Origin of the sequence: Nocardia camponoti (genome assembly GCF_014646135.1) — a bacterium.
Lineage (GTDB): Bacteria > Actinomycetota > Actinomycetes > Mycobacteriales > Mycobacteriaceae > Nocardia > Nocardia camponoti.
Genome location: NZ_BMMW01000002.1, coordinates 463,558 through 482,230 on the forward strand (window position 1 = coordinate 463,558; position 18,673 = coordinate 482,230).

An 18,673-nucleotide genomic window follows, 5' to 3' on the forward strand; every position below is an offset into this window, starting at 1 on the left:
TTTTCAATCTGTGGACTGGGTCGTTGTGCGCGGCGTGGGGCGGAACGCGCGTTGGTGGTGGTAGCCGAGGATGAACTGCTCTTGTTGGCGGAGGTTGTTGCGGGCGGGAAGTTCCTCTGCCGCGTCGACGACGTTGTACAGGGCAGTCAATCGATTCGCGTAGTAGTAGGCGATCGCAGGCTTCTTGCGCCGTTTGATCTTCGAAATCCAGGCGTCGGCCTCAATACGGCCTTGAACCAGCGCTACGCGCGGTGCCGCGACGGCACTGCGGAAGTACCGATTGGCGAAGGTGCTGTTGACGCCGTCGCGGTCCTGGGTGTCGGTGTCCTGTTCTGTCGTCGAGGATGTGGCCTCGGCGTCTGGCGGTGTCCACGTACTGTGTGCCGCGCGCTGGGTGTCTTCCAGTAGCGCAAACAGTCGTCCCGCAAGATAAGCGGGGTCGCGACGTTCGAGATCCAGACCTGGCGACATTGGTTTCTCCTGGGCGTGCTGTGGGCTGCGGTTGAGTGCGAGTTTGATCAGCGACGCGCGCACGTCGTCGACTCGGCCGTCGTTGCGAATCCGATGTAAAAGGTGGGTGCGCATTCCGATCGAGATCGGACTTCCCATCAGAGCGGCCTGGGTGAGTTCGATGAGCGCCTTGTCGAATCGGTCAGCGTTCTTGACGCCGAATTCGGCGTACCGGTTCGTGCTGTTGTCCCAACGTCCCAGTACACGCGCAAAAGCACCGAGTGGATGCCACTGACGGCCAGCCTCGATGAGGGTGCCGTCGCTCTTGATCTTCGGGTTCGGGAAGCGTGGAGCGATGCGGTGGTCCTCGAACCAGTCGGCGATATTGCGGTCGTGGCTGGCGGCTTCGGGTGATTCGCTGGCCAATGCCATGTCGACCCATTGCCGCACCATGACACGGGATACGTTGCCGCTAACCGCCATCCAACAAAACCTCGTGTTGGCGCGAGTTCGAGTCGGCTTGCCCTGATGGACGGAATTCATGAGTTTCAGCACGCGATCAGGATTGGGATCGCGTAGCTCACCGGCGTAGGACGTTTCGTCGGGGTTGCTCACCCACCAGGCCAGACGGGTGTCCTGACCCGAGTAGGTGAGGGAATGTTCCGAGGACAGGACCGATTTCAGCCCCGCCATCGCGCGGTCAGCGCACGTCAAGCAGATTGGCGTGTAGGCGAGTTGATGCTCAGTCAGGTCATAACCGAATACTCGCGCATTAACGCTAACGAGTGTGGCTTCGTTGGTCGCGCCAGGCACTAGCGACTGTGGGACTTTGACTGGGATATTGCGGGCGAGGTCACGGACCTGTCCACACACCAAACAAACTCCAGGCGCCCCGGTCGACTTGCGGGCGGCGACGTCAGCTGCCCAGAACGTCGCGGCGGTCGGGCTCTGATAGGCCGGCACCCCGTCGACCACGAGGAGAACGCCATCCTTACCGTTTACCTCGGTCATATCAATGCCAGACAACCAGGACGATCGATACAGCTCGACCAAGAGGTGCGGTACAGGATCTACCGCGTGCTCCACCGACTGCGCCCACCGACGAATCAGCTCGACAAACTCGGCATGACACCGTGCAGCCCTTGCAACCTTCGCGGGGTCCTCGGTTCGTCCGAGAACATATTGGGCGTCATCAGCACCCAAGTGCGCCAACACATTCACTGTCCGGTCCGAGGTCGGTGTGGTGTGCACGACCCCAGCCCCGGAGTCTCCTGCGCGGGTCAACACGACGGAGACGATGACACCCTCACGCGTTCGAACGTCGAGAAGGTGCCGGTATCTACGCTCGCCAAAGAACGCGGGCGAATCACCATTAATCGCCGCCTGTTCGACCAACCGTGTGAGCAACATCAGCCGACCTCCGCCGAGGCAACCGCGATCCCGTGACGAGGAACTTCCATGACGCCGTGATCGAGCACGGCTTGAAACCACGTGAACGACTTACCTTGTGGGCCGTGCGTGATCCCGTGCAGCATCAGCCCGAAGTCGGCGGACATATCAATCGGAACCGCATCGCCGGGCTCGGCGAAATCGGCAGGGAACTCCCGTGTTCCCAGATATGGACGTGAAAAGCATTGCCCACGAGCAACTCTGCGGCGGAATTGATCCCGATAGGCAGCTTCAGGTTTGTCAGCGTGCGGGCGCCGGTCGATGTGCGCGTTGATGCGATAGGCCACATCACGCAGGCACAGCGCGTTTCGCTGGACTCGGTGACTGGCGGTGTCAACCCGACGCCGTCCCCGCACTGCCTCGTCCAACGACACCAAATCCGTTGTCTCGTTGCGCCTAAGGCTGAATTGGCGGATCGGTTTGAGTACCTCGATCCGCGTAACCCGATAGCGGAACTCGGGTTTCCAATAAATCGCCTCCAGCACTCCAACCGCAGCAGTGGGCGTCATCAGCGGATAAGACACCCGTTCCACCGCCAGCTCCGGCCTCGTGAACAGCGCAGCCGGACCCGATACGTCAACCACGAGCGCCACCATTCCTCCTTCTGTACTTCGCTTTACTCGTAGCGCTACAGCGCTGGGCGACAGCGTAGCATCGCCTCTCGGTATTGGTTCGAAAATTCCTCTAGCGCACCGTCTTTCATCCCCGATGCACTGCACGACATGATGCAGGACGCCACCGACAAGTTTCGGCGGGTGTAGTCAAGGAGCCGCGACAGCGAATGACGTAACTGTGGCATGAGCGAGCGCACGGGTCGGCCCGGCGGCTAGCCGGGTCCGATCGTGTTCAGCCGCGCAACGAGCAAAGCGTTGAGATCCCCGCCGGCCATGCTTAGTCGGCGCTGCCGCGTGCCACGTGGGCACGCACGTCAGAGAACCGAGTCGAAGTCGCCTTCGTCAATACCGACTCCCCGGCATGTTTGTGCGTCCCAATCGTAGCTGCCATGCCACACGCCCAGATCGCCAACCACGGGTGTGATCTGCGCGCGCACATCCGTGCGCGCGGCGATAATACGAGGCAATTCGACGATCCACGGCTGCAATTCCCGCAACGTGCCAGCGGATATGACTGTGCCGCTAGACAATTGGGCCACCATGGCATCTATCGCGGGCTGGTGCGCCTCGTCGGGCACAACGACCGGCACCGAGTCATCGTCGATCATCCGGAAGGCCTTCTTCCGGTTGCGTTTCCCGCCCCTGCCCGGGTCAATGAGCGGACCGTCCGCGACCGACCTGTAGTCCAGCTTCTGCCGATAATGCTGGATCGTCTGCCCCGCGTTCCAATACCTGCGGTTGGTTGGTCGGTGGTCGAGCTGGAGTTGGGCGTAGAGCTCGGTGTAGTAGCGAGCCAGGACACGTTGGTCATCGAGTTCCGCAGCTCCCTGCCCGAAATGGATCGAGGTGAGCCCGCAAGCCGCTTCATATTCCCTCGGTCGCTTGCCGTCGACGGGATCGAACACCACGACTCGTCCGCCCTCAGCGATCTCTCCATTGCGGTTGGCTCGGCCGCCAGCCTGCTGGATAGAGTCGGCGGGCCCGAGTGCTCGCCACACCTCCGGAAAACTGACGTCCACGCCAGCCTCTACCAGGGTGGTAGCCACGACAACAGCGGGTAGCTGGGCTGAAAGCTGCGTGATTACTCTGTCGAGCACCGCCCGGCGATGCGCTGGTGCCAGCCTTTTCGACAGGTGGAAAGTGTCGATATCCGCGCCCGTGAGTAGCTGGTAGAGGGTCCTGGCATCGGCGATCGAATTGACGATGGTCAGTACCTGTTTCTTGCCCGCGAGTTCGTGCGCAACCTCTGGCCAGGCCATCCTGGTCGTAAGTCGAAGGTCGTAGGTTACTCGCCGGGCCCGCTCGAACAATGACTGCGGATCCTCGATGATCTCGTCAATGACGAGCGGTCCGCCGTCGGTGCCGTACTTCCACACCGAAAGTGACTGAAACTCGGGCTGAGTGGCCGAGGTGAGCAGCACCGTAGTCCCGAACTGTTCGACCAATGTGCGCAGCGCGCTCAGCATTGGCAGCAGCAAGTGCGGTGGGAGCGCTTGCACCTCATCCAAGATCAACACACTGTTGGCGAGCCGATGGACCTTGCGTATCTGCGAAGGTTTGCGCCCGAACAACGATTCGAACAACTGCACGTTGGTCGTCACGACGAACGGCGCATCCCAATTCTCCGCTGCGAGGCGGGTCCAGCGATCGTTTCGAGTCGCTTGCGTGGGCGTCTGGGCATCGTCTTCTGCGTCGAACCGGACGCTGGAGTGATGCTCAAGCACCACGGGATCGTCGTCGGTGTCGAGCAAGTCGCGATAGGTCGCCGCGTTCTGCTCGGTCACGGTGGTGAACGGGACAGCCACAATCACTCTCGACTTGCCCCAGCGCGCCGCGTGCCGCAGCCCAAAGATGCCCTGTGCGAAGGTCTTGCCCAGGCCGGTCGGCGCGGCCAATCGGAAAATGCCAGGCGCGCGGTCGGCTGCCGCCATAGTCGCCTCGTATACCTGTGCCCGCAACTGATCAGTCCGCGACGGCACGACAACGCCAGGGTTACGCGCAGCTATCCGCGCCAGGCGACGCTGTTCAAACCGATCAGCCAAAGCCACCATATCCGCTGGCGGCGCCACCTGCGGTCCGGAAAGGCCGCGCTGGTGCGCGCCAGTATCGAGGTGATCGGCGTCAACCAACGCTGAAAACACGAGCCGCACACCGACTTCCCGCGTCATCGGGTCCTTGTTCCACCCTGCGGGCACGAGCTTATCGCCCTCAATTATCCCCAGTGCTTCGGGAACCTCATCAAGAAATCGATGCACGACCTCGCCGTATTCGCCCTCAGGGTCGGCATCGAGTAGGTCCTCAAGATCGTCAAGTGCGGTCAATCCACCGTGATGACCCAACACCGCCATCGACGCGTAATCGGCCGCCGGATGCACCATCCGGGCACCCGTTTCCTTATGGGGGACTCCGACAGCGTTCCTGGTCCCCTCGACTATGAGCAGCCTCGACTGCCACGCGCACGCGGCCTTGCCCGCGTCATGAACCAGGCCCAACGCGTAGGCCAAATCCCCTGCGCCAAAGCCTGCAGCGAACAGGCGAGCCGTCGCTGCCGTCGACCGGCAATGTTCGGCCAGACCGTGACGAGCACCATAAGGATTAACACTGTGCGCCCACACCGACATTCGTCAACCATAACCACATCGCTGACTGGGTCGTCCCGGTGAGTCTGGAGACTCCCGGGTGCATTCTCGAACTGACGCGTCGGACATCCGCGCTATTCGCTACTTGAACCGAAGGACGGTTGGCGTAGCGGACCAGACCGCGGGTTCCGATGAGGCCGGGCCGATCATCCTCTAGAACGACTCCAGAGAATTCGTGCCCACAGAATAGATTCGGGTCCGGCGATTCGATGATGAGAACGCTGTCCAATCAAAGATCAAGCCAGGGAAATTCGGGGCGTCCCTTAGCGAGCATTCCGTGTGCGACGGTGATGTCGACGCCATCAAGAACTTTCTTGTCGCCGTATGCCTTTCGCGTCCGGCTGCGCCGATTGCTGCAGTTTTCATGGGAATGACTTTCGCGCCACCGTCCGACGCGAACCTGACGCATCGCCTGACACCGCCGACACGGCTCGGTGCGGGTTGTGTGTCAGGGCGAAATCAGCGTGGTGTCAGCGCCTTTGGCGAGAGTTTGGCTCATGACCGCCACCATGTTCGTCCCGCAGCCCGTCGCCATGCCGACCTTCGCATTGCCTGCTTTCTTGCGGGGCGACCACCCGTTGGCGCAGTTGCTCCGCTTCGCGGCCGTGGGCGGTACGAGCAACGTGGCCTACTTACTTGCGTTCGTAGCCTGCGACGCTTTGGGCCCACTGTGGGCGAACGTGATCGGCTCAGTAGTGAGCACGGTGGTCGCCAACGAACTCCACCGTCATCTGACCTTCCGAGCGCGCGAATCGGTGACATGGCTGCGCGCGCAGCTACAGGGCGGCGCGACGGCCTTAATCGGCTTATTGATCAGCACAGCAGGCTTGACCCTGTTATCCACCGCAGCCCCCGCGTTGCCCGCGCTTGCCCAGGCAACAGCGGTCTTGGCGCTGAGCGCAGCAGTGGGCCTACTGCGCTTCGCCGCACTACGCACCCTGGTCTTTTGACGAAAAAAGACCCGGCCTGCTGACCGGGTCTTGAAGTGGAGCTAAGGGGAATCGAACCCCTGACCTTCTCGATGCGAACGAGACGCGCTACCAACTGCGCTATAGCCCCGTGCGGTGCGTTTCCGAACCGCGCTGTGAAACTGTATCAGGCGGTGCGCCCAAGTTCCCAATCGGTACCCTGACCTGCAAGTTTATTAGACTTAATCGCGGCTACTCGCCTACAGCGCGGTCCAGATCCGCTACCCGGTTGCGGACCGCTCGTGCGGTTGCCGGATCGAAGATCGGAAGGTTACGGAACATCGGGTCCTCGTCGTCGCTGTCGAGCAGCGTCGACCGACGACGCAGGGCGCGCGCGGTGTCGCGGTCCATCGTGCGACCGGTGCTCGCGGTGGTCGGAACCTCTTCGTCGTCGCCTTCCACATACCGTCCACGGTGCAGACGTGCGGCGCGGCGGCGGCGGATTTCCTCCTCAACCGTCACCTGCTTGCGCAGGTATGCCAGGTAGCTCGCCAGCGCGACCACGCTGAGCCCGCATGCCCACCAGAACATGGCGTTGATGATCAGCCCGAGCGCGGCGAACAGCGTGGCGCCGATGACCAACGCGAGTACCGCGCGCTGCCGGAACGTGTAGCGGGCGGCGCGGGCCATCGCGTCGGCTTCAGGGTCGAAGCCGCCACGGCCGCGGCGGTCGGGCACGAAGTCGGGATCATCGACCGTGCGGCGACGCTCCTTGCCAAGGTCACCCAAGCGGGCGGGAACACGCGACTTCGCCTCGTCGCTACTCGCGTCGCGCGAGTCCGACGGCTCGGGCGTGCTCACGGATTCATCAGCGGCAGCTTCGCGTGCCGACTCATCGACATCAGCCGACACACTCTGCTCGGCAGCAACACCCTCTTCGAGTTCGGTTGCGGCACTGGACTTCTCATTGTCGCTGCCGACATCATCGGCCGAGGTCGTCATCGAGTCCTCCGAATCACTACGGTGGGGCCGCCTACTCAAGACGCGCGGGCGGTAGTCGGGGTCGCTGTCATGGCTACCCGCACCGATCCGAATCCGTCGCCGCGCGTCGCCACGGTGCAATACGCGCGTGGCAAGGGCAGCGTCGGTGGTCCGGCGGATGCGGGGATGACGGTCGGCCATGATCGGGAACAGGACGAAGACCCACAGCACTACCAGTCCGATCCACAGGATCGAATTGGGCATCGCGGTCATCACCTCCCGTCCCCGCCTGCACGTTAACCATCTGTGGACACACCACCGACGTCCGTAGGTTAATTCGGACGCGCCCGACAATGTGACAGGCGCGCCGTGCACACCTGCCACATGAGTAACAGAAATTTCACGGCAGCGCCGCTCGACCCTCCAGAACGAGCCGACCGACCACCGTTGACTGCACTTCTTCGATCGTCAAACCAACAAGCAAATGATCGCGCCAAGCTCCATCAACGTCGAGGTAGCGGCGCAAAACGCCCTCTTCACGGAACCCAACATTGCGCAAAACCGCTTGGCTGGCGTGGTTTTCCGGCCGCACCGTCGCTTCAACGCGATGCAGCCCGACGGGCCCAAAACAGTGGTCGAGTCCAAGGGCGAGCGCGGCGGTCGCGACCCCTTGACCGCCCAAATCCTTTGCTACCCAATACCCGATCCACGCAGAACGAAGCGCGCCTCGGGTGATATTGCCAATCGTCAACTGCCCGCTGAACTGTCCGTCGACTTCAATGACAAGCGGAATCATCGCGCCACGACGCGCTTCGGCCTTCAAACTCGTCCACAACGAAGGCCAGTTCGACGCGTGATTGCGCGCCTCCCACGCTCCACGCCCGGTTGGCTCCCACGGCTCAAGATGCGCGCGGTCACGCAACCTAATGCGACTCCACGCCGACGCGTCACGAAAACGCACCGGGCGCAAGGTAATTCGGCCCGCGGGAACGACAACGGGCCCAAGTCGAGCTGGCCACCCCGGATGTTGTCCCGAGCGGAATACGTTCACCGACTCCACGTTTCAGCCGCGCTGCGCCAAGAAAGCAACCCGCACTTCGTCTCCCGTACGGAACTCGGTGTCGTCGGGCTCGACAACAATCAAACTATTCGCCTCCGCGAGCGTGACCAAAAGATGCGACGAGCCGCCATTATTGCTGCCGAGCGGCTGCACAAGATAGTCGCCGGTGGTCTCGTCACGCAGCAGTTGCGCGCGCAGGTACCCCTTGCGACCAGGCATCGAGTTGATGGGAGTAATGGTGCGCGCGTTGATAATTCGCCGCATCGGCTGCCGACGACCGAGTGCGATGCGAATCAGCGGCCGCACCATGATCTCGAAAACCACAAGCGCGCTAACCGGATTCGATGGCAGCAAAAACGTCGGAACCTCGTCGCGGCCGAGCCTGCCGAAACCCTGGACCGAGCCGGGATGCATCGCGACACGGGCAACTTCGAGTTCACCAAGACCGTCGAGCGCCTCGCGCACCTGTTCGGAAGCCCAACCGCCAACCGCGCCAGCGATAACGACCACTTCGGAGCGCACGAGTTGACCTTCGACAACGTCACGCAACGCGCGCGGATCGGCGCTCACGATGCCAACGCGATTCACATCCGCGCCCGCATCACGCGCGGCGGCAGCGAGCGCGTAGGAGTTCACGTCATAGACCTGACCGGGGCCGGGCGTGCGATCAATATCGATGAGCTCGCCGCCAATCGAGATGATCGAAATGCGGGGACGTGGGTGCACGAGCACCTTGTCTTGCCCAACGGCGGCAAGCAAACCCACCTGCGCGGCACCGATAATCGTGCCCGCGCGAACCGCGACGTCGCCCGGCTGCACATCGTCGCCAACGCGCCGCACGTAGTCGCCTGAGCGGACCGCTTCGAACACCTTGATCCGCGCACGCCCACCGTCGGTGAAGTCCAACGGCAAGACAGCGTCGGCAAGCGTGGGCAACGGCGCGCCGGTATCGACACGCACAGTTTGCCTGGGCTGCAACCGAATTGGCTGCCGCGAACCCGCGACCACCTCACCAACGACGGGCAGAGTGAGGTCGATGAGTTCGCCGTCCTCGTCGCGCACGTCGACGCCCGCCGCACTGACATCCACGCTGCGCACCGCGTAACCGTCGATGGCGGCCTGATCAAACCCGGGCAGCGGACGCTCGGTAATCACATCTTCGGCGCACAACAAACCTTGCGCCTCGGAAATCGCGACCCGGACCGGCCGGGGCGCTACCGCGGCGGCGGTGACCTTGATCAGCTGATCCTCAACCGAGCGCACTTGAGCTCCTGTGTCTCATGGCGACGGCTATGCCGCCGCACCTGGGCTTACCTCGCGGGCGCGGTCGGGTCCCAGTTCTCGCTGAGCCGGAACTCAAGCCACTCACGCAGCTGAGGACCATATTCCTCCCGCTCAAGAGCGAAATCGACCGCAGCTCGAAGATAACCGCCCGGGTTGCCCAAGTCGTGGCGCGACCCACGATGAACGACGACGTGTACGGGGTGACCCTCGGCGATCAGCAAGGCGATCGCGTCGGTGAGCTGGAGTTCGCCGCCCGCGCCTGGGGTGATGCGCCGCAGCGCGTCGAACACCGCGCGGTCGAGCAGGTAGCGACCAGCAGCCGCCAACGTCGACGGCGCGTCGGCGAGCGCGGGCTTTTCGACCATGCCACGCACCCGAAGCACGTCGGCGTCGGCACCCTCGACAGCCTCAACGTCGAACACGCCATACGCGCTGACCTGCTCCTTCGGCACGTCGATCGCGCAGAGCACCGACCCGCCGAGTTCGGCACGCACGCGGCTCATCGCATCGAGCACGCCGCAGGGCAGCACGAGGTCATCCGGCAGCAGCACCGCGATGGCTTCCTCGTCGGCATCGAGCACCGACTCGGCTTGGGCGACCGCGTGACCGAGCCCAAGCGGCTCTTCCTGCACTACCGACGTGACGTCGAGCAGGCCCGGTGCCTTACGCACCTTCTCAAGCAGCGCGAACTTGCCGCGCTCGGCGAGGGTCGACTCAAGGACAAGGTCTTCGACGAAGTGCGCGACAACGCCATCCTTGCCAGGTGAGGTGACGATGACGAGGCGGTCGGCCCCGGATTCGGCGGCTTCGGCGGCAACGAGTTCGATGCCGGGTGTGTCGACGACGGGCAGCAACTCCTTGGGCACCGTTTTGGTGGCAGGCAGGAACCTTGTCCCGAGTCCGGCCGCGGGCACAACCGCAGTGCGGAAACCGGAAGTCTTGTCTGTCATGTGCGTACCCTATCCATTCAACGTGGGCGTCCGACTCGCTCTGGCGACGATCCGGCGTCGGCAAGAGCTTAGGGTGGTCGCTGTGGACATGCCCGATGAGCGCACTAAATATGCGTGGCGAAAGGCCATCCTTGCTGCTCGGGCGCAGGTGAGCGTTGCGCAACATGCGCGTGAGGCCGCCGCGCTTGCCGTTGCCGCCGCTACCGTCGCGCAACCCGGAAACGTGGTGTGCGCGTATGTGCCGATGCGCACCGAACCGGGCGATCTGGCCATGCTCGACGCGCTCGTTGTGGGCGGGGCCACGGTCATGTTGCCCGTGACTGGTGCACCCGGCCCGCTGAGTTGGGCGCGCTATCTGGGCCCAGACTCGCTGCGCCCCGCGCGCTTCGGACTGCTCGAACCAACGTCGCAAGCGCTTCCCCCATCGACGGTCGCCGAAGCGAGCGCGATCTTGGTGCCCGCGCTTGGCGTTGACCGGCGCGGCGTGCGACTCGGGCGTGGCGCCGGCTACTACGACCGTAGCCTCGGCGCGGCCGACCCCGATACCAAGTTGATCGCGGTTGTGCGCGACGATGAATTTGTCGACGAGCTCCCAGAAGAGCCGCACGACCGGCGGATGACCTGGGCGCTGACTCCCGGCGATGGCCTTCAACAACTGCACGTTTGACCTCCCATTTTCCCCGGAATGAAAAGGCGATTGGCGACGTTGGCACTGTCGGCGGTAGAGTGCTAGACCGACGACACACTTGCGGAGGAACCTGTGCCCACTTATTCGTACGCGTGCACCCAGTGTGACAATCGCTTCGATACCGTTCAGTCTTTCTCTGACGATGCGTTGACGGAGTGCCCACAGTGCTCGGGCAAGCTGCGCAAGCTGTTCAACTCGGTTGGCATCGTCTTCAAGGGCAGCGGCTTCTACCGCACCGATAGCCGTGGTGGCGCGTCTACCGCGAGCGAGCCCGCGAAGTCCACTTCTTCGGATAGCAACGGCAGTTCGTCATCGAGTTCGACCTCGTCGTCGACTCCTTCGAGTAGTAGCACGTCCACCGCCAACTGACGCCAGCGAATGTGCCTGTGACCGAAAGTTATCCACAGGCACAGAGTTATCCACAGGGCAATTTTATTTCGGGATAATTCGGACATTGCTGTCGATGCGTGTGCATACGCTCGCCACATGACTCGCCGAATCCCCGACCTTGGCCGCCCCAGCGCGTTGCGCTTCCGACTCGATAACCGCCCGGCATGGGCCGACGCGCTGCTGATCCGCCGCGTCGCCGCCGCGCTCCTTGCCGTCCTCGCTGTTGCGCTTTTCGTGCGCGGCGACCCGACAGCGTCGCGCAGGGAAGTGGTTGTCGCGGCACGTGATCTCACGCCTGGGCGCACCCTTTCCGACGCCGACCTCAAGCTCGTGCAACTCGAATCCCGTTCTCTCCCTGAGGGATTCATTGCCGACAGCACTCCGCTAGTTGGCGCGACACTCACCGGCGCGATGCGCGCGGGCGAGACCTTCACCGACCTCCGCATCGTTGGGCCGCGTCTCGCCGCCGTCGCGTCAGGCACCGAAGCCGCGCGCATTGTGCCGATCCGCCTTGCTGATTCAGCGGTCGCCGAAGTGTTGCGAGCGGGCGACCGTGTTGATGTCATTGGCGTTGAAGAAACAGGTGGTCCGAATTCGAGTAAGCCGGCGCGCACCCTTGCGACGGATGCGGCGGTCGTGCTCGTTTCTGGCGGCGTCGATAAACGGGCTGGTCCGGAGCGTGTTGTGCTGCTCGCGCTAGGCGGCGGTCCCGCGACCGAAGTCGCTGGCGCGTCACTGCGAACCGCGCTGACCGTTGTTCTCCATTGATGCCGCACTGCGAGTGCGAGACATTTGCCAGCCGCGTCGTTAGCATCAGAGCCGATCCAGCACAACCGAAGTGATTCATTCGCATACCGCGCGCAGCTACGGCCGCGCGCTAGGTCCGAAGGAGATACCGGAGATGCTCAAAGGATTCAAAGACTTCATCTTGCGCGGTGACGTTGTCGACCTCGCGGTCGCCGTCGTTATCGGTACCGCCTTCGTCGCGATTGTCACCGCGTTCAGCGATGGCATCATCAACCCGTTGCTCGCCGTCTTCGGCGGAACCAATACCGCGGGACTCGGCTTTCAACTGGTCGCGGATAAGCCAGCGACCTTCATCGAAGTCGGTCCCATCATCACCGCGACGATCAATTTCATTCTGATTGCCGCGATCTTGTACTTCATCTTGGTGCTGCCAGCCAAGGCCGCGCGCAAGCGGCTCGGTATCGACGAAACAGTCACCGAAGCCGAACTCCTCACCGAAATTCGCGACCTCCTTGCCGAACGGAACGGTAATCCCAAGGTGTAGCGCGCGATTCGCTGACATGGCAGTGGCCGGGTCCGCAGATACCCGGCCACCTCTCCAGCAATCAGCTAGCCGAGGCTAAATGGCTGTCCCCACAGGGTCACCCAGCTGATCACGTTGTCGGTTTCCACTTCCACACTCACGAACGAGCGCGCCTGCGCGTAACCACCACAGCCCGACAGGCCGATTGTTTCGTCGGCCCAGGTCACCGAACCCGAACCGCCCTTGAAAGCGTTGCGGGTCTTGTGCGATTCGTTGCCATAGTCGTCGGGCATTTCGAGATCGAGAATGTAGAACGAGCGAGCTTGCCCCGGACCAAGGGACAGTTCGCCTCCGACGTCGGCCCCGGCTTCGGACGCACCGGGCGTGCCGTCCGCATTCGGGGGTGCCTGCGCACCCTCGGCACCACCGGTCACGCCCCCACCAGCGATGTTCACCTGACACCCAACGGTGTAGCCGGGGAAGATCTTTCCCCCACCGTCGCCAGAAACGGTGACCTGCGCCGAACCGGAAACCCACGCATTACGGTGCGCGGGCGTAGCACCCATGGAGGGATTGATATCGGCGGATTCCCCAACGAGCTTGATATTGACGACAGTGCCATCGGAAAGCACCTTGGTGATGTCGCCACCGGGGAGCGGAACGAACGTGTCGGCATTGGCCGCGCCAACGGAGAAGAGCCCGAATGCAAGAGTCGATGCCGCGCCAATACCGCAGGAACGCCAGAGTTTTCGCTGAATCGTCATGAAAGTTGACCCCTCAAGGGTGAGTTTCGCGCTCAGCCGATGCTGAACGGCATCCCGTACAGCGTGGTCTTTGAGTAGTGGTCGCCGATGATCTCAACGACGGTGTACGCGCGCGCTTGCGCGTAGCCCGCACAGCCTTGGATCTGAATTTCGGCGTCCTGGTACTCAACTGAGTAAACACCTGGTTTGAGAATGTCTTTCGCGTCGATCTGCACAAAAGCTACTTCGCCGGGGCCGAGGTTGAGGCCGATCGAACCGTTCGCGGCAACGCCAGCGGTCGAGATGCCCGCACCGAGGCCCGCGCTCACCGCGTCGTCACCGATGCTCACCTGACAACCAACGATGTAGCCCGTATTCAATTGGGAGGCACCATGAGTCGATGAATTGTTGGAACCGGGACGGTTGAGTGGACCGTTGTTTGGGCCAACCTCGCCTTCAGGCGTGACCTGTACGTCGGCGCGGGCGTTGCCCGTAACCCAGACAACGCGGCCGGCACCATTGGCGGCGAGTGAAGGAGAAATCAGGGCGTGTTCGCCAGTGCGAGACACGGTAACGCCTGGTCCGGCCTTGTGGCCGTCAGGCAATGGAACATAGGTGTCGGCGTTGGCGGCACCGGCGGAAAGCAAGCCGAGCGTCACGGACACCGCGACACCCACGCAGTAGGCGCCATAACGCGCTTGGTTGGTGCGGTTGGTGCTCATTGTTCCCCTCGAGGTACGCAAAGCGACCCCGACTGTCGGGGTCGATAGTGTGCGACGCAGCCGGCCCCAGTCGAAATGCGTCGTGACACAACGCATGACTGGCATCAGGCAAGAACAGCCTGCCGGGAGGTGGAGCGAGAAATCGCCATAAAGATAGTGAGCCGCGAGGTTATTGTCCAGCGCCCCAAGCGAAGGTGGGCAACGCGACACAAAACGGACCGGTCACATTTGCGACCGGTCCGTTTCGGGGTACTGCTAGGTGTGAACGATCAGCCGAGGCTGAACGGCTGGCCCCACAGGGTGACCCAGCTGATCACGTTGTCGGTCTCAACCTCGACGCTCACGAAGGCACGCGCCTGCGCGTAACCGCCGCAGCCGGTGAGGCCGATGGTCGAGTCGGCCCAGGTAACCGAACCCGAGCCGTTCTTGAACTTGTTCGACTTGCCGTGCGACTCCGAGCCGTAGTCGTCAGCCTTCTCAATGTCGAGAATGTAGAACGACTTCGACTGGCCGGGGCCAAGCGACAGGTTGCCACCGGTGCCGACACCGACCGTCGCGTTGCCTTCCCAGTCGCTCTCGCCGGTGACTTCGCCACCCATGTCGCCGCCAGCGATGTTCACCTGGCAACCGACGGTGTAACCCGGGTAGATCCTGCCCGAGCCGCCGTCGGAAACGCTGACCTGCGCGCTACCGGACACCCACGCGTTGCGGTGCACCGGGGTCGAGCCGAGCGAGGGGTTGATGTTGGCCGACTCGCCGACCAGCTTGATGTTGACGACCGTGCCGTCGGACAGCACCTTGGTGATGTCACCGCCCGGCAGGGGAACGAAGGTATCGGCGTTGGCCGCGCCCGTCGAGAACAGGCCGACGGCCACGGTGGCGGCAGCGCTGACGCCTGCCACCTTCGCCATGAACTTACGGTTGATCATAGGAATGTCCCTCAAGGATTGAGTTCGCCGCAGCGAGAAGAAGATTCGTGCCGGATCGAAGAAGGTCAGCCGATGCTGAACGGCGCACCGTAGAGGGTGGTCTTCGAGTAGTTGTCGCCGATGATCTCGACGACGGTGTAGGCGCGGGCCTGCGCGTAACCGGCGCAGCCCTGGATCTCGATCTCCGCGTCCTGGTAATCGATCGCGTAGGTGCCAGCCTTGGTGATGTCCTTCGAGCTGATCTGCACGAACTTCACTTCACCGGGGCCGAGGCCAACGCCGATCGAACCGCCAGCGGACACGCCGCTGGTGCTGAGGCCGCCGGAAACACCCGCGCTGACCGCGTCGTCAGCAATGCTGACCTGGCAGCCGACGATGTAGCCGGTGTTGAGCTGCGAAGTGCCGTGCGTCGACGAGTTGTTCGAGCCCGGGCGGCCGGTCGGGCCGTTCCACGGACCAGCTTCGCCTTCCGGGGTTTCGGTAACTTCGGCGATGGCGGTACCCGAGACCCAGACGACGCGACCGGCGCCATTGGCCGCCAGCGACGGCGAGATCAGGGCGTGTTCGCCAGTGCGGGTGATGGTCACGCCCGCCGGGCTGGCCTTCTGGCCATCCGGCAACGGCACGAAGGTGTCGGCGTTTGCGGCACCGGTCGACAGCAGGCCGAATGCCACTGCGGCAGCGGCAGCGCCGACGCCCGCGCGGGCCACGCTGCGGCGCACACCGGTGGTGCGGTTCTCGCTCATACTTCCCCTCATCAGTTTCTAACTTGCCGGTCTCGACTCTCGAGATCGGACGTTTGGGCCCTCACAGGCCCGCTTCAGTGTGTCGCCCCTTTGTTGCCGTTGCGTAACCAACTGTTATTTCGGCGATACGTCCGAAAGTGGGGGTGGCGGGCTTGAGTCATGGCTTCGCCGGATGAATCAACACACAGGTACGGGAACTAGTAGGGACCAATTTCTTTACTGACTCGATGGCGAACATTAAACGCTTCAAAGCCATTACAGCAAGAAAGGAGTTCGTAAATTTCACGGTGACGCCTGGCACACGCTGACACATGCCTACATGCTTTGACGTGCATAGATGCATCCGCGCATGGTTTCGTCAACGGGACTGGACCGCAGATGGACGATTGCCCGAAACGGGCGTTTATACGACAAAGGACCACGCCGAAACGTGGTCCTCGAAGAAATTGTCATTGATTCGCAACAGCTGAATTGCGGCATTACTCGCGAGTAATTACGTAGCTGCTACGTAGTTTAGGTGTCGTTCACCCGTGATGGGGAGGTATCTGGGACCGTAACCATTCGTCGTTATCTGCGATTCCCGACTCTCGGCCACGTTCATCCGATGTGGTCTCGGGCAGGACGTCGCCGAAGATGCGAGCGAGTCGAGCGGCCTCAGCCGCACGCCGCGCGGCAGCGGCGTACGGCTCAACCGAGTCTTCGCTCTCACTCATCGAGACCCGAAAGTTCGCCAATCACCCGACTCGCGAGCGGACCCAGCGTGGCCATCCCGTCGCGAATCGCCGAACGCGAGCCAGGCAGGTTCACTACGAGCGTGCTGCCCGAGATACCAGCGACCCCACGCGACAGGCCAGCGTCGAGCGACCCGGCGACCCGACCCGACGCGCGCAACGCCTCGGTGATGCCCGGCAGCCCGCGGTCGAGTACCTGCTCGGTGGCCTCGGGCGTGACATCGCGCGGCGACATTCCGGTGCCGCCAACCGAGATCACCAAGTCGACGCCACCGATGACCGCGGTGTTGAGCGCGTTGCGAATTTCGACCTCTTCGGCCTGCACCGTGACCGACGCGTCGACGAGAAAGCCCGCCTCACTGAGCAATTCGGTGACAAGGGGACCGAACGAGTCCACACCGCCATGCGCGGTGCGGTCATCTACGACAACAACGAGCGCACGCCCTGCCACGGGAGCATCGATATCCATGCTCATCACCGTAGCGCCTACGCAGGATGTAGCGATGTCAGAGCGCATCACCGGCCACCGTCCGCTGGTGCGGCCGTGAGCGTTACCTCGACGGTCTTGGGGTTGTTGCCCTGTTCGTCGGTGTAGGTCACCTTCACCTTGTCTCCTGGTTGATGCGAGCGGACGGCGGCGATGAGCGCGTCGCCGGAGTCGATTGGCCGGTCGTCGATTCGAGTGATCACCGCGCCAGCGGGAATGCCCGCCTTCGCGGCTGGGCCGTCGGGGGTGGATTCGAGCACCCGCGCCGCAGTGTCTTGTGGGCGCAGTTTCACGCCGATTTGGGCGTAGGTCGCATGCCCGGTCTTGATGAGTTCGTCGGCGACGCGACGCGCCTGGTCGACGGGGATCGCGAAACCGAGTCCGATGGAACCACTTTGCGCGCCGCCCGCGGCTTCACCGCCGAGACTCGCGATGGCCGTGTTGATTCCGATGAGCTTGCCCTGGGTGTCGACGAGCGCGCCGCCGGAGTTGCCAGGGTTGATTGCCGCGTCGGTCTGGATCGCGTCGATGACCGGGTTGACCTGGCTTGGCGTGCCTTCGCCGCTGGTCGAAACGGGCCGGTTGAGCGCGGAAACAATGCCGGTGGTGACGGTGCCCGCGAGTCCCAGTGGCGAACCGATCGCGATCACCGGCTGACCGACAGCGAGCCCGGTCGACGTGCCGAGTTCGATCGGCGTGAGCCCCGACTTGCCGCTGACCTTGATCACGGCAAGGTCGGAAACCGGGTCGGCGCCCACCATCGTCGCGGGCGCGGTTGTGCCGTCGGCGAAGACAACTTCCATCTTCGCGCCGTTACCCGCGCCGGACGCTACGTGGTTGTTGGTGAGGATTAGCCCGTCGGTCGAGAGCACAACGCCCGACCCCTCTCCCGATGCCCGCGACCCGGCGACCTTGATCATCACGACGCTCGGCAATACCTGCTTGGCGACGGCCTGCGTGGACCCTGGCGGCGCGTTGACGGCGTTGTTGACCTCGGGCTTGGGTGCGTCGAGCGAGTTGGTGACCGCGGCGCCGTCGTGGTCGACCGCGAGCGCGCCGACAACGCCACCGATCCCACCGGAAACGAGCGCTAACGCGACCGCGCCAGCGACAAGGCCAAGGCGAACCGGTTTGCGTTGGGGAGCGGCACCGAGCGGCATCGCCGCGTACTGCGGACCGTGCCCCTGAACGGGGAACTGCGCGGTGTCAGGATGCGGCTGCCCGTGCGGCCCAGCGAACCCACCTTGGGGTCCGTATCCGCCCGAATGCTCCCCAACCGCGCCCGGGTGCCCGCCGGCCTGACCGAAGCCGCCCTGAGCCGGGGCAACTCCGTGCCCGAAACCGCCTTGCTGCGGAACGCCCTGCGTAGCCGCGCCGCCCTGCACCGAAACTCCGTGCGCCGAACCGCTCTGCGCCGGATGGGCCTGTGCCGGATGGCCCGGTGCGGGGTTGCCCGGTGCGGGGTTGCCCTGCGGCGCGGCACCCGAACCGCCCTGCTGCGGAGTACCCGGAACACCCTGCGGCGCGGCTCCCGAATCGGTGGGCCGCTGCTGATCGTCGGTCATGTTGACTCTCTCCTCACGCTCGCTGACCAGCTTCACCGTGACTACTGAGAGAGCGCTGAGATCGCCC

General features: G+C 63.4%; 19 protein-coding genes, 1 tRNA gene and 1 pseudogene. 5 read left to right on the top strand and 16 right to left on the bottom strand.

The window, feature by feature from the left end; translation table 11 throughout:
• Positions 1-3 precede the first annotated feature (3 nt).
• From IEX78_RS10360 to IEX78_RS24725, 4 genes and pseudogenes are all read right to left on the bottom strand, one after another.
• Complete coding sequence (locus IEX78_RS10360; RefSeq protein WP_188828698.1) at positions 4-1,860, bottom strand: type I-C CRISPR-associated protein Cas8c/Csd1; 1,857 nt, start codon at positions 1,858-1,860, stop codon at positions 4-6.
• Complete coding sequence (gene cas5c, locus IEX78_RS10365; RefSeq protein WP_188828699.1) at positions 1,860-2,495, bottom strand: type I-C CRISPR-associated protein Cas5c; 636 nt, start codon at positions 2,493-2,495, stop codon at positions 1,860-1,862. Before cas5c ends, IEX78_RS10360 begins: the two co-directional genes overlap by 1 nt.
• Before the next feature lie 332 nt (positions 2,496-2,827).
• Positions 2,828-4,408 carry a CRISPR-associated helicase Cas3' gene (gene cas3, locus IEX78_RS10370; protein ID WP_229683862.1) on the bottom strand — a complete coding sequence of 527 codons (1,581 nt, stop codon included), beginning with the start codon at positions 4,406-4,408 and terminating at the stop codon, positions 2,828-2,830.
• 219 nt (positions 4,409-4,627) lie between these two features.
• Positions 4,628-5,134: pseudogene (locus tag IEX78_RS24725) on the bottom strand (CRISPR-associated endonuclease Cas3''); the annotation flags it as partial.
• A gap of 515 nt (positions 5,135-5,649) precedes the next feature.
• On the opposite strand from IEX78_RS24725, the gene IEX78_RS10375 reads away from it, so the two are divergent.
• Positions 5,650-6,102 carry a GtrA family protein gene (locus IEX78_RS10375; protein ID WP_188828701.1) on the top strand — a complete coding sequence of 151 codons (453 nt, stop codon included), beginning with the start codon at positions 5,650-5,652 and terminating at the stop codon, positions 6,100-6,102.
• 36 nt (positions 6,103-6,138) lie between these two features.
• Here the strand turns inward: IEX78_RS10375 and IEX78_RS10380 are convergent.
• From IEX78_RS10380 to IEX78_RS10400, 5 genes are all read right to left on the bottom strand, one after another.
• Positions 6,139-6,211, bottom strand: a tRNA-Ala gene (locus IEX78_RS10380).
• Between the two features lie 101 nt (positions 6,212-6,312).
• On the bottom strand, positions 6,313-7,305 hold the full coding sequence (gene sepX / locus IEX78_RS10385) for a divisome protein SepX/GlpR (protein ID WP_188828702.1): 993 nt from the start codon (positions 7,303-7,305) through the stop codon (positions 6,313-6,315).
• 136 nt (positions 7,306-7,441) lie between these two features.
• A complete protein-coding gene (locus tag IEX78_RS10390; protein WP_188828703.1) occupies positions 7,442-8,092 on the bottom strand; it encodes a GNAT family N-acetyltransferase in 651 nt (216 codons plus the stop codon).
• A gap of 12 nt (positions 8,093-8,104) precedes the next feature.
• Positions 8,105-9,364 (bottom strand): molybdotransferase-like divisome protein Glp, encoded by a 1,260-nt coding sequence (glp, locus tag IEX78_RS10395; RefSeq protein WP_188828704.1) that lies wholly within the window; start codon positions 9,362-9,364, stop codon positions 8,105-8,107.
• A 47-nt stretch (positions 9,365-9,411) separates the two neighbouring features.
• The gene (locus IEX78_RS10400; protein WP_188828705.1) at positions 9,412-10,335 is read right to left on the bottom strand and encodes a UTP--glucose-1-phosphate uridylyltransferase; all 924 of its coding nucleotides are present in this window, start codon (positions 10,333-10,335) and stop codon (positions 9,412-9,414) included.
• Positions 10,336-10,423: 88 nt separating this feature from the next.
• Here IEX78_RS10400 and IEX78_RS10405 point away from each other — a divergent pair, with 88 nt between their 5' ends.
• The 4 genes from IEX78_RS10405 to mscL all read left to right on the top strand — a co-directional run bounded on the left by IEX78_RS10405 (position 10,424) and on the right by mscL (position 12,704).
• Positions 10,424-11,002 carry a 5-formyltetrahydrofolate cyclo-ligase gene (locus tag IEX78_RS10405; protein ID WP_229683989.1) on the top strand — a complete coding sequence of 193 codons (579 nt, stop codon included), beginning with the start codon at positions 10,424-10,426 and terminating at the stop codon, positions 11,000-11,002.
• Positions 11,003-11,095: 93 nt separating this feature from the next.
• Positions 11,096-11,392, top strand: coding sequence for an FmdB family zinc ribbon protein (locus IEX78_RS10410; protein ID WP_188828707.1), 297 nt, complete (start codon positions 11,096-11,098; stop codon positions 11,390-11,392).
• A gap of 117 nt (positions 11,393-11,509) precedes the next feature.
• On the top strand, positions 11,510-12,181 hold the full coding sequence (locus tag IEX78_RS10415; RefSeq protein ID WP_188828708.1) for an SAF domain-containing protein: 672 nt from the start codon (positions 11,510-11,512) through the stop codon (positions 12,179-12,181).
• A gap of 133 nt (positions 12,182-12,314) precedes the next feature.
• A complete protein-coding gene (gene mscL, locus IEX78_RS10420) occupies positions 12,315-12,704 on the top strand; it encodes a large conductance mechanosensitive channel protein MscL (RefSeq protein WP_188828709.1) in 390 nt (129 codons plus the stop codon).
• 65 nt (positions 12,705-12,769) lie between these two features.
• Here the strand turns inward: mscL and IEX78_RS10425 are convergent, their stop codons facing one another.
• From IEX78_RS10425 to IEX78_RS10455, 7 genes are all read right to left on the bottom strand, one after another.
• Positions 12,770-13,447 carry an MspA family porin gene (locus tag IEX78_RS10425; RefSeq protein ID WP_188828710.1) on the bottom strand — a complete coding sequence of 226 codons (678 nt, stop codon included), beginning with the start codon at positions 13,445-13,447 and terminating at the stop codon, positions 12,770-12,772.
• Positions 13,448-13,479: 32 nt separating this feature from the next.
• The gene (locus IEX78_RS10430) at positions 13,480-14,148 is read right to left on the bottom strand and encodes an MspA family porin (RefSeq protein ID WP_188828711.1); all 669 of its coding nucleotides are present in this window, start codon (positions 14,146-14,148) and stop codon (positions 13,480-13,482) included.
• Positions 14,149-14,417: 269 nt separating this feature from the next.
• Positions 14,418-15,077, bottom strand: coding sequence for an MspA family porin (locus tag IEX78_RS10435; RefSeq protein ID WP_188828712.1), 660 nt, complete (start codon positions 15,075-15,077; stop codon positions 14,418-14,420).
• A gap of 65 nt (positions 15,078-15,142) precedes the next feature.
• Positions 15,143-15,823: an MspA family porin gene (locus IEX78_RS10440; RefSeq protein WP_188828713.1), complete on the bottom strand. Its 681-nt coding sequence runs from the start codon at positions 15,821-15,823 to the stop codon at positions 15,143-15,145.
• Between the two features lie 524 nt (positions 15,824-16,347).
• Positions 16,348-16,536, bottom strand: a complete 189-nt coding sequence (locus IEX78_RS10445) for a hypothetical protein (protein ID WP_188828714.1) — start codon at positions 16,534-16,536, stop codon at positions 16,348-16,350.
• Complete coding sequence (locus IEX78_RS10450; protein WP_188828715.1) at positions 16,529-17,023, bottom strand: MogA/MoaB family molybdenum cofactor biosynthesis protein; 495 nt, start codon at positions 17,021-17,023, stop codon at positions 16,529-16,531. The genes IEX78_RS10445 and IEX78_RS10450 overlap by 8 nt, the downstream gene beginning before the upstream one ends.
• A 47-nt stretch (positions 17,024-17,070) precedes the next feature.
• On the bottom strand, positions 17,071-18,606 hold the full coding sequence (locus IEX78_RS10455; RefSeq protein ID WP_229683863.1) for a S1C family serine protease: 1,536 nt from the start codon (positions 18,604-18,606) through the stop codon (positions 17,071-17,073).
• Positions 18,607-18,673 lie beyond the last annotated feature (67 nt).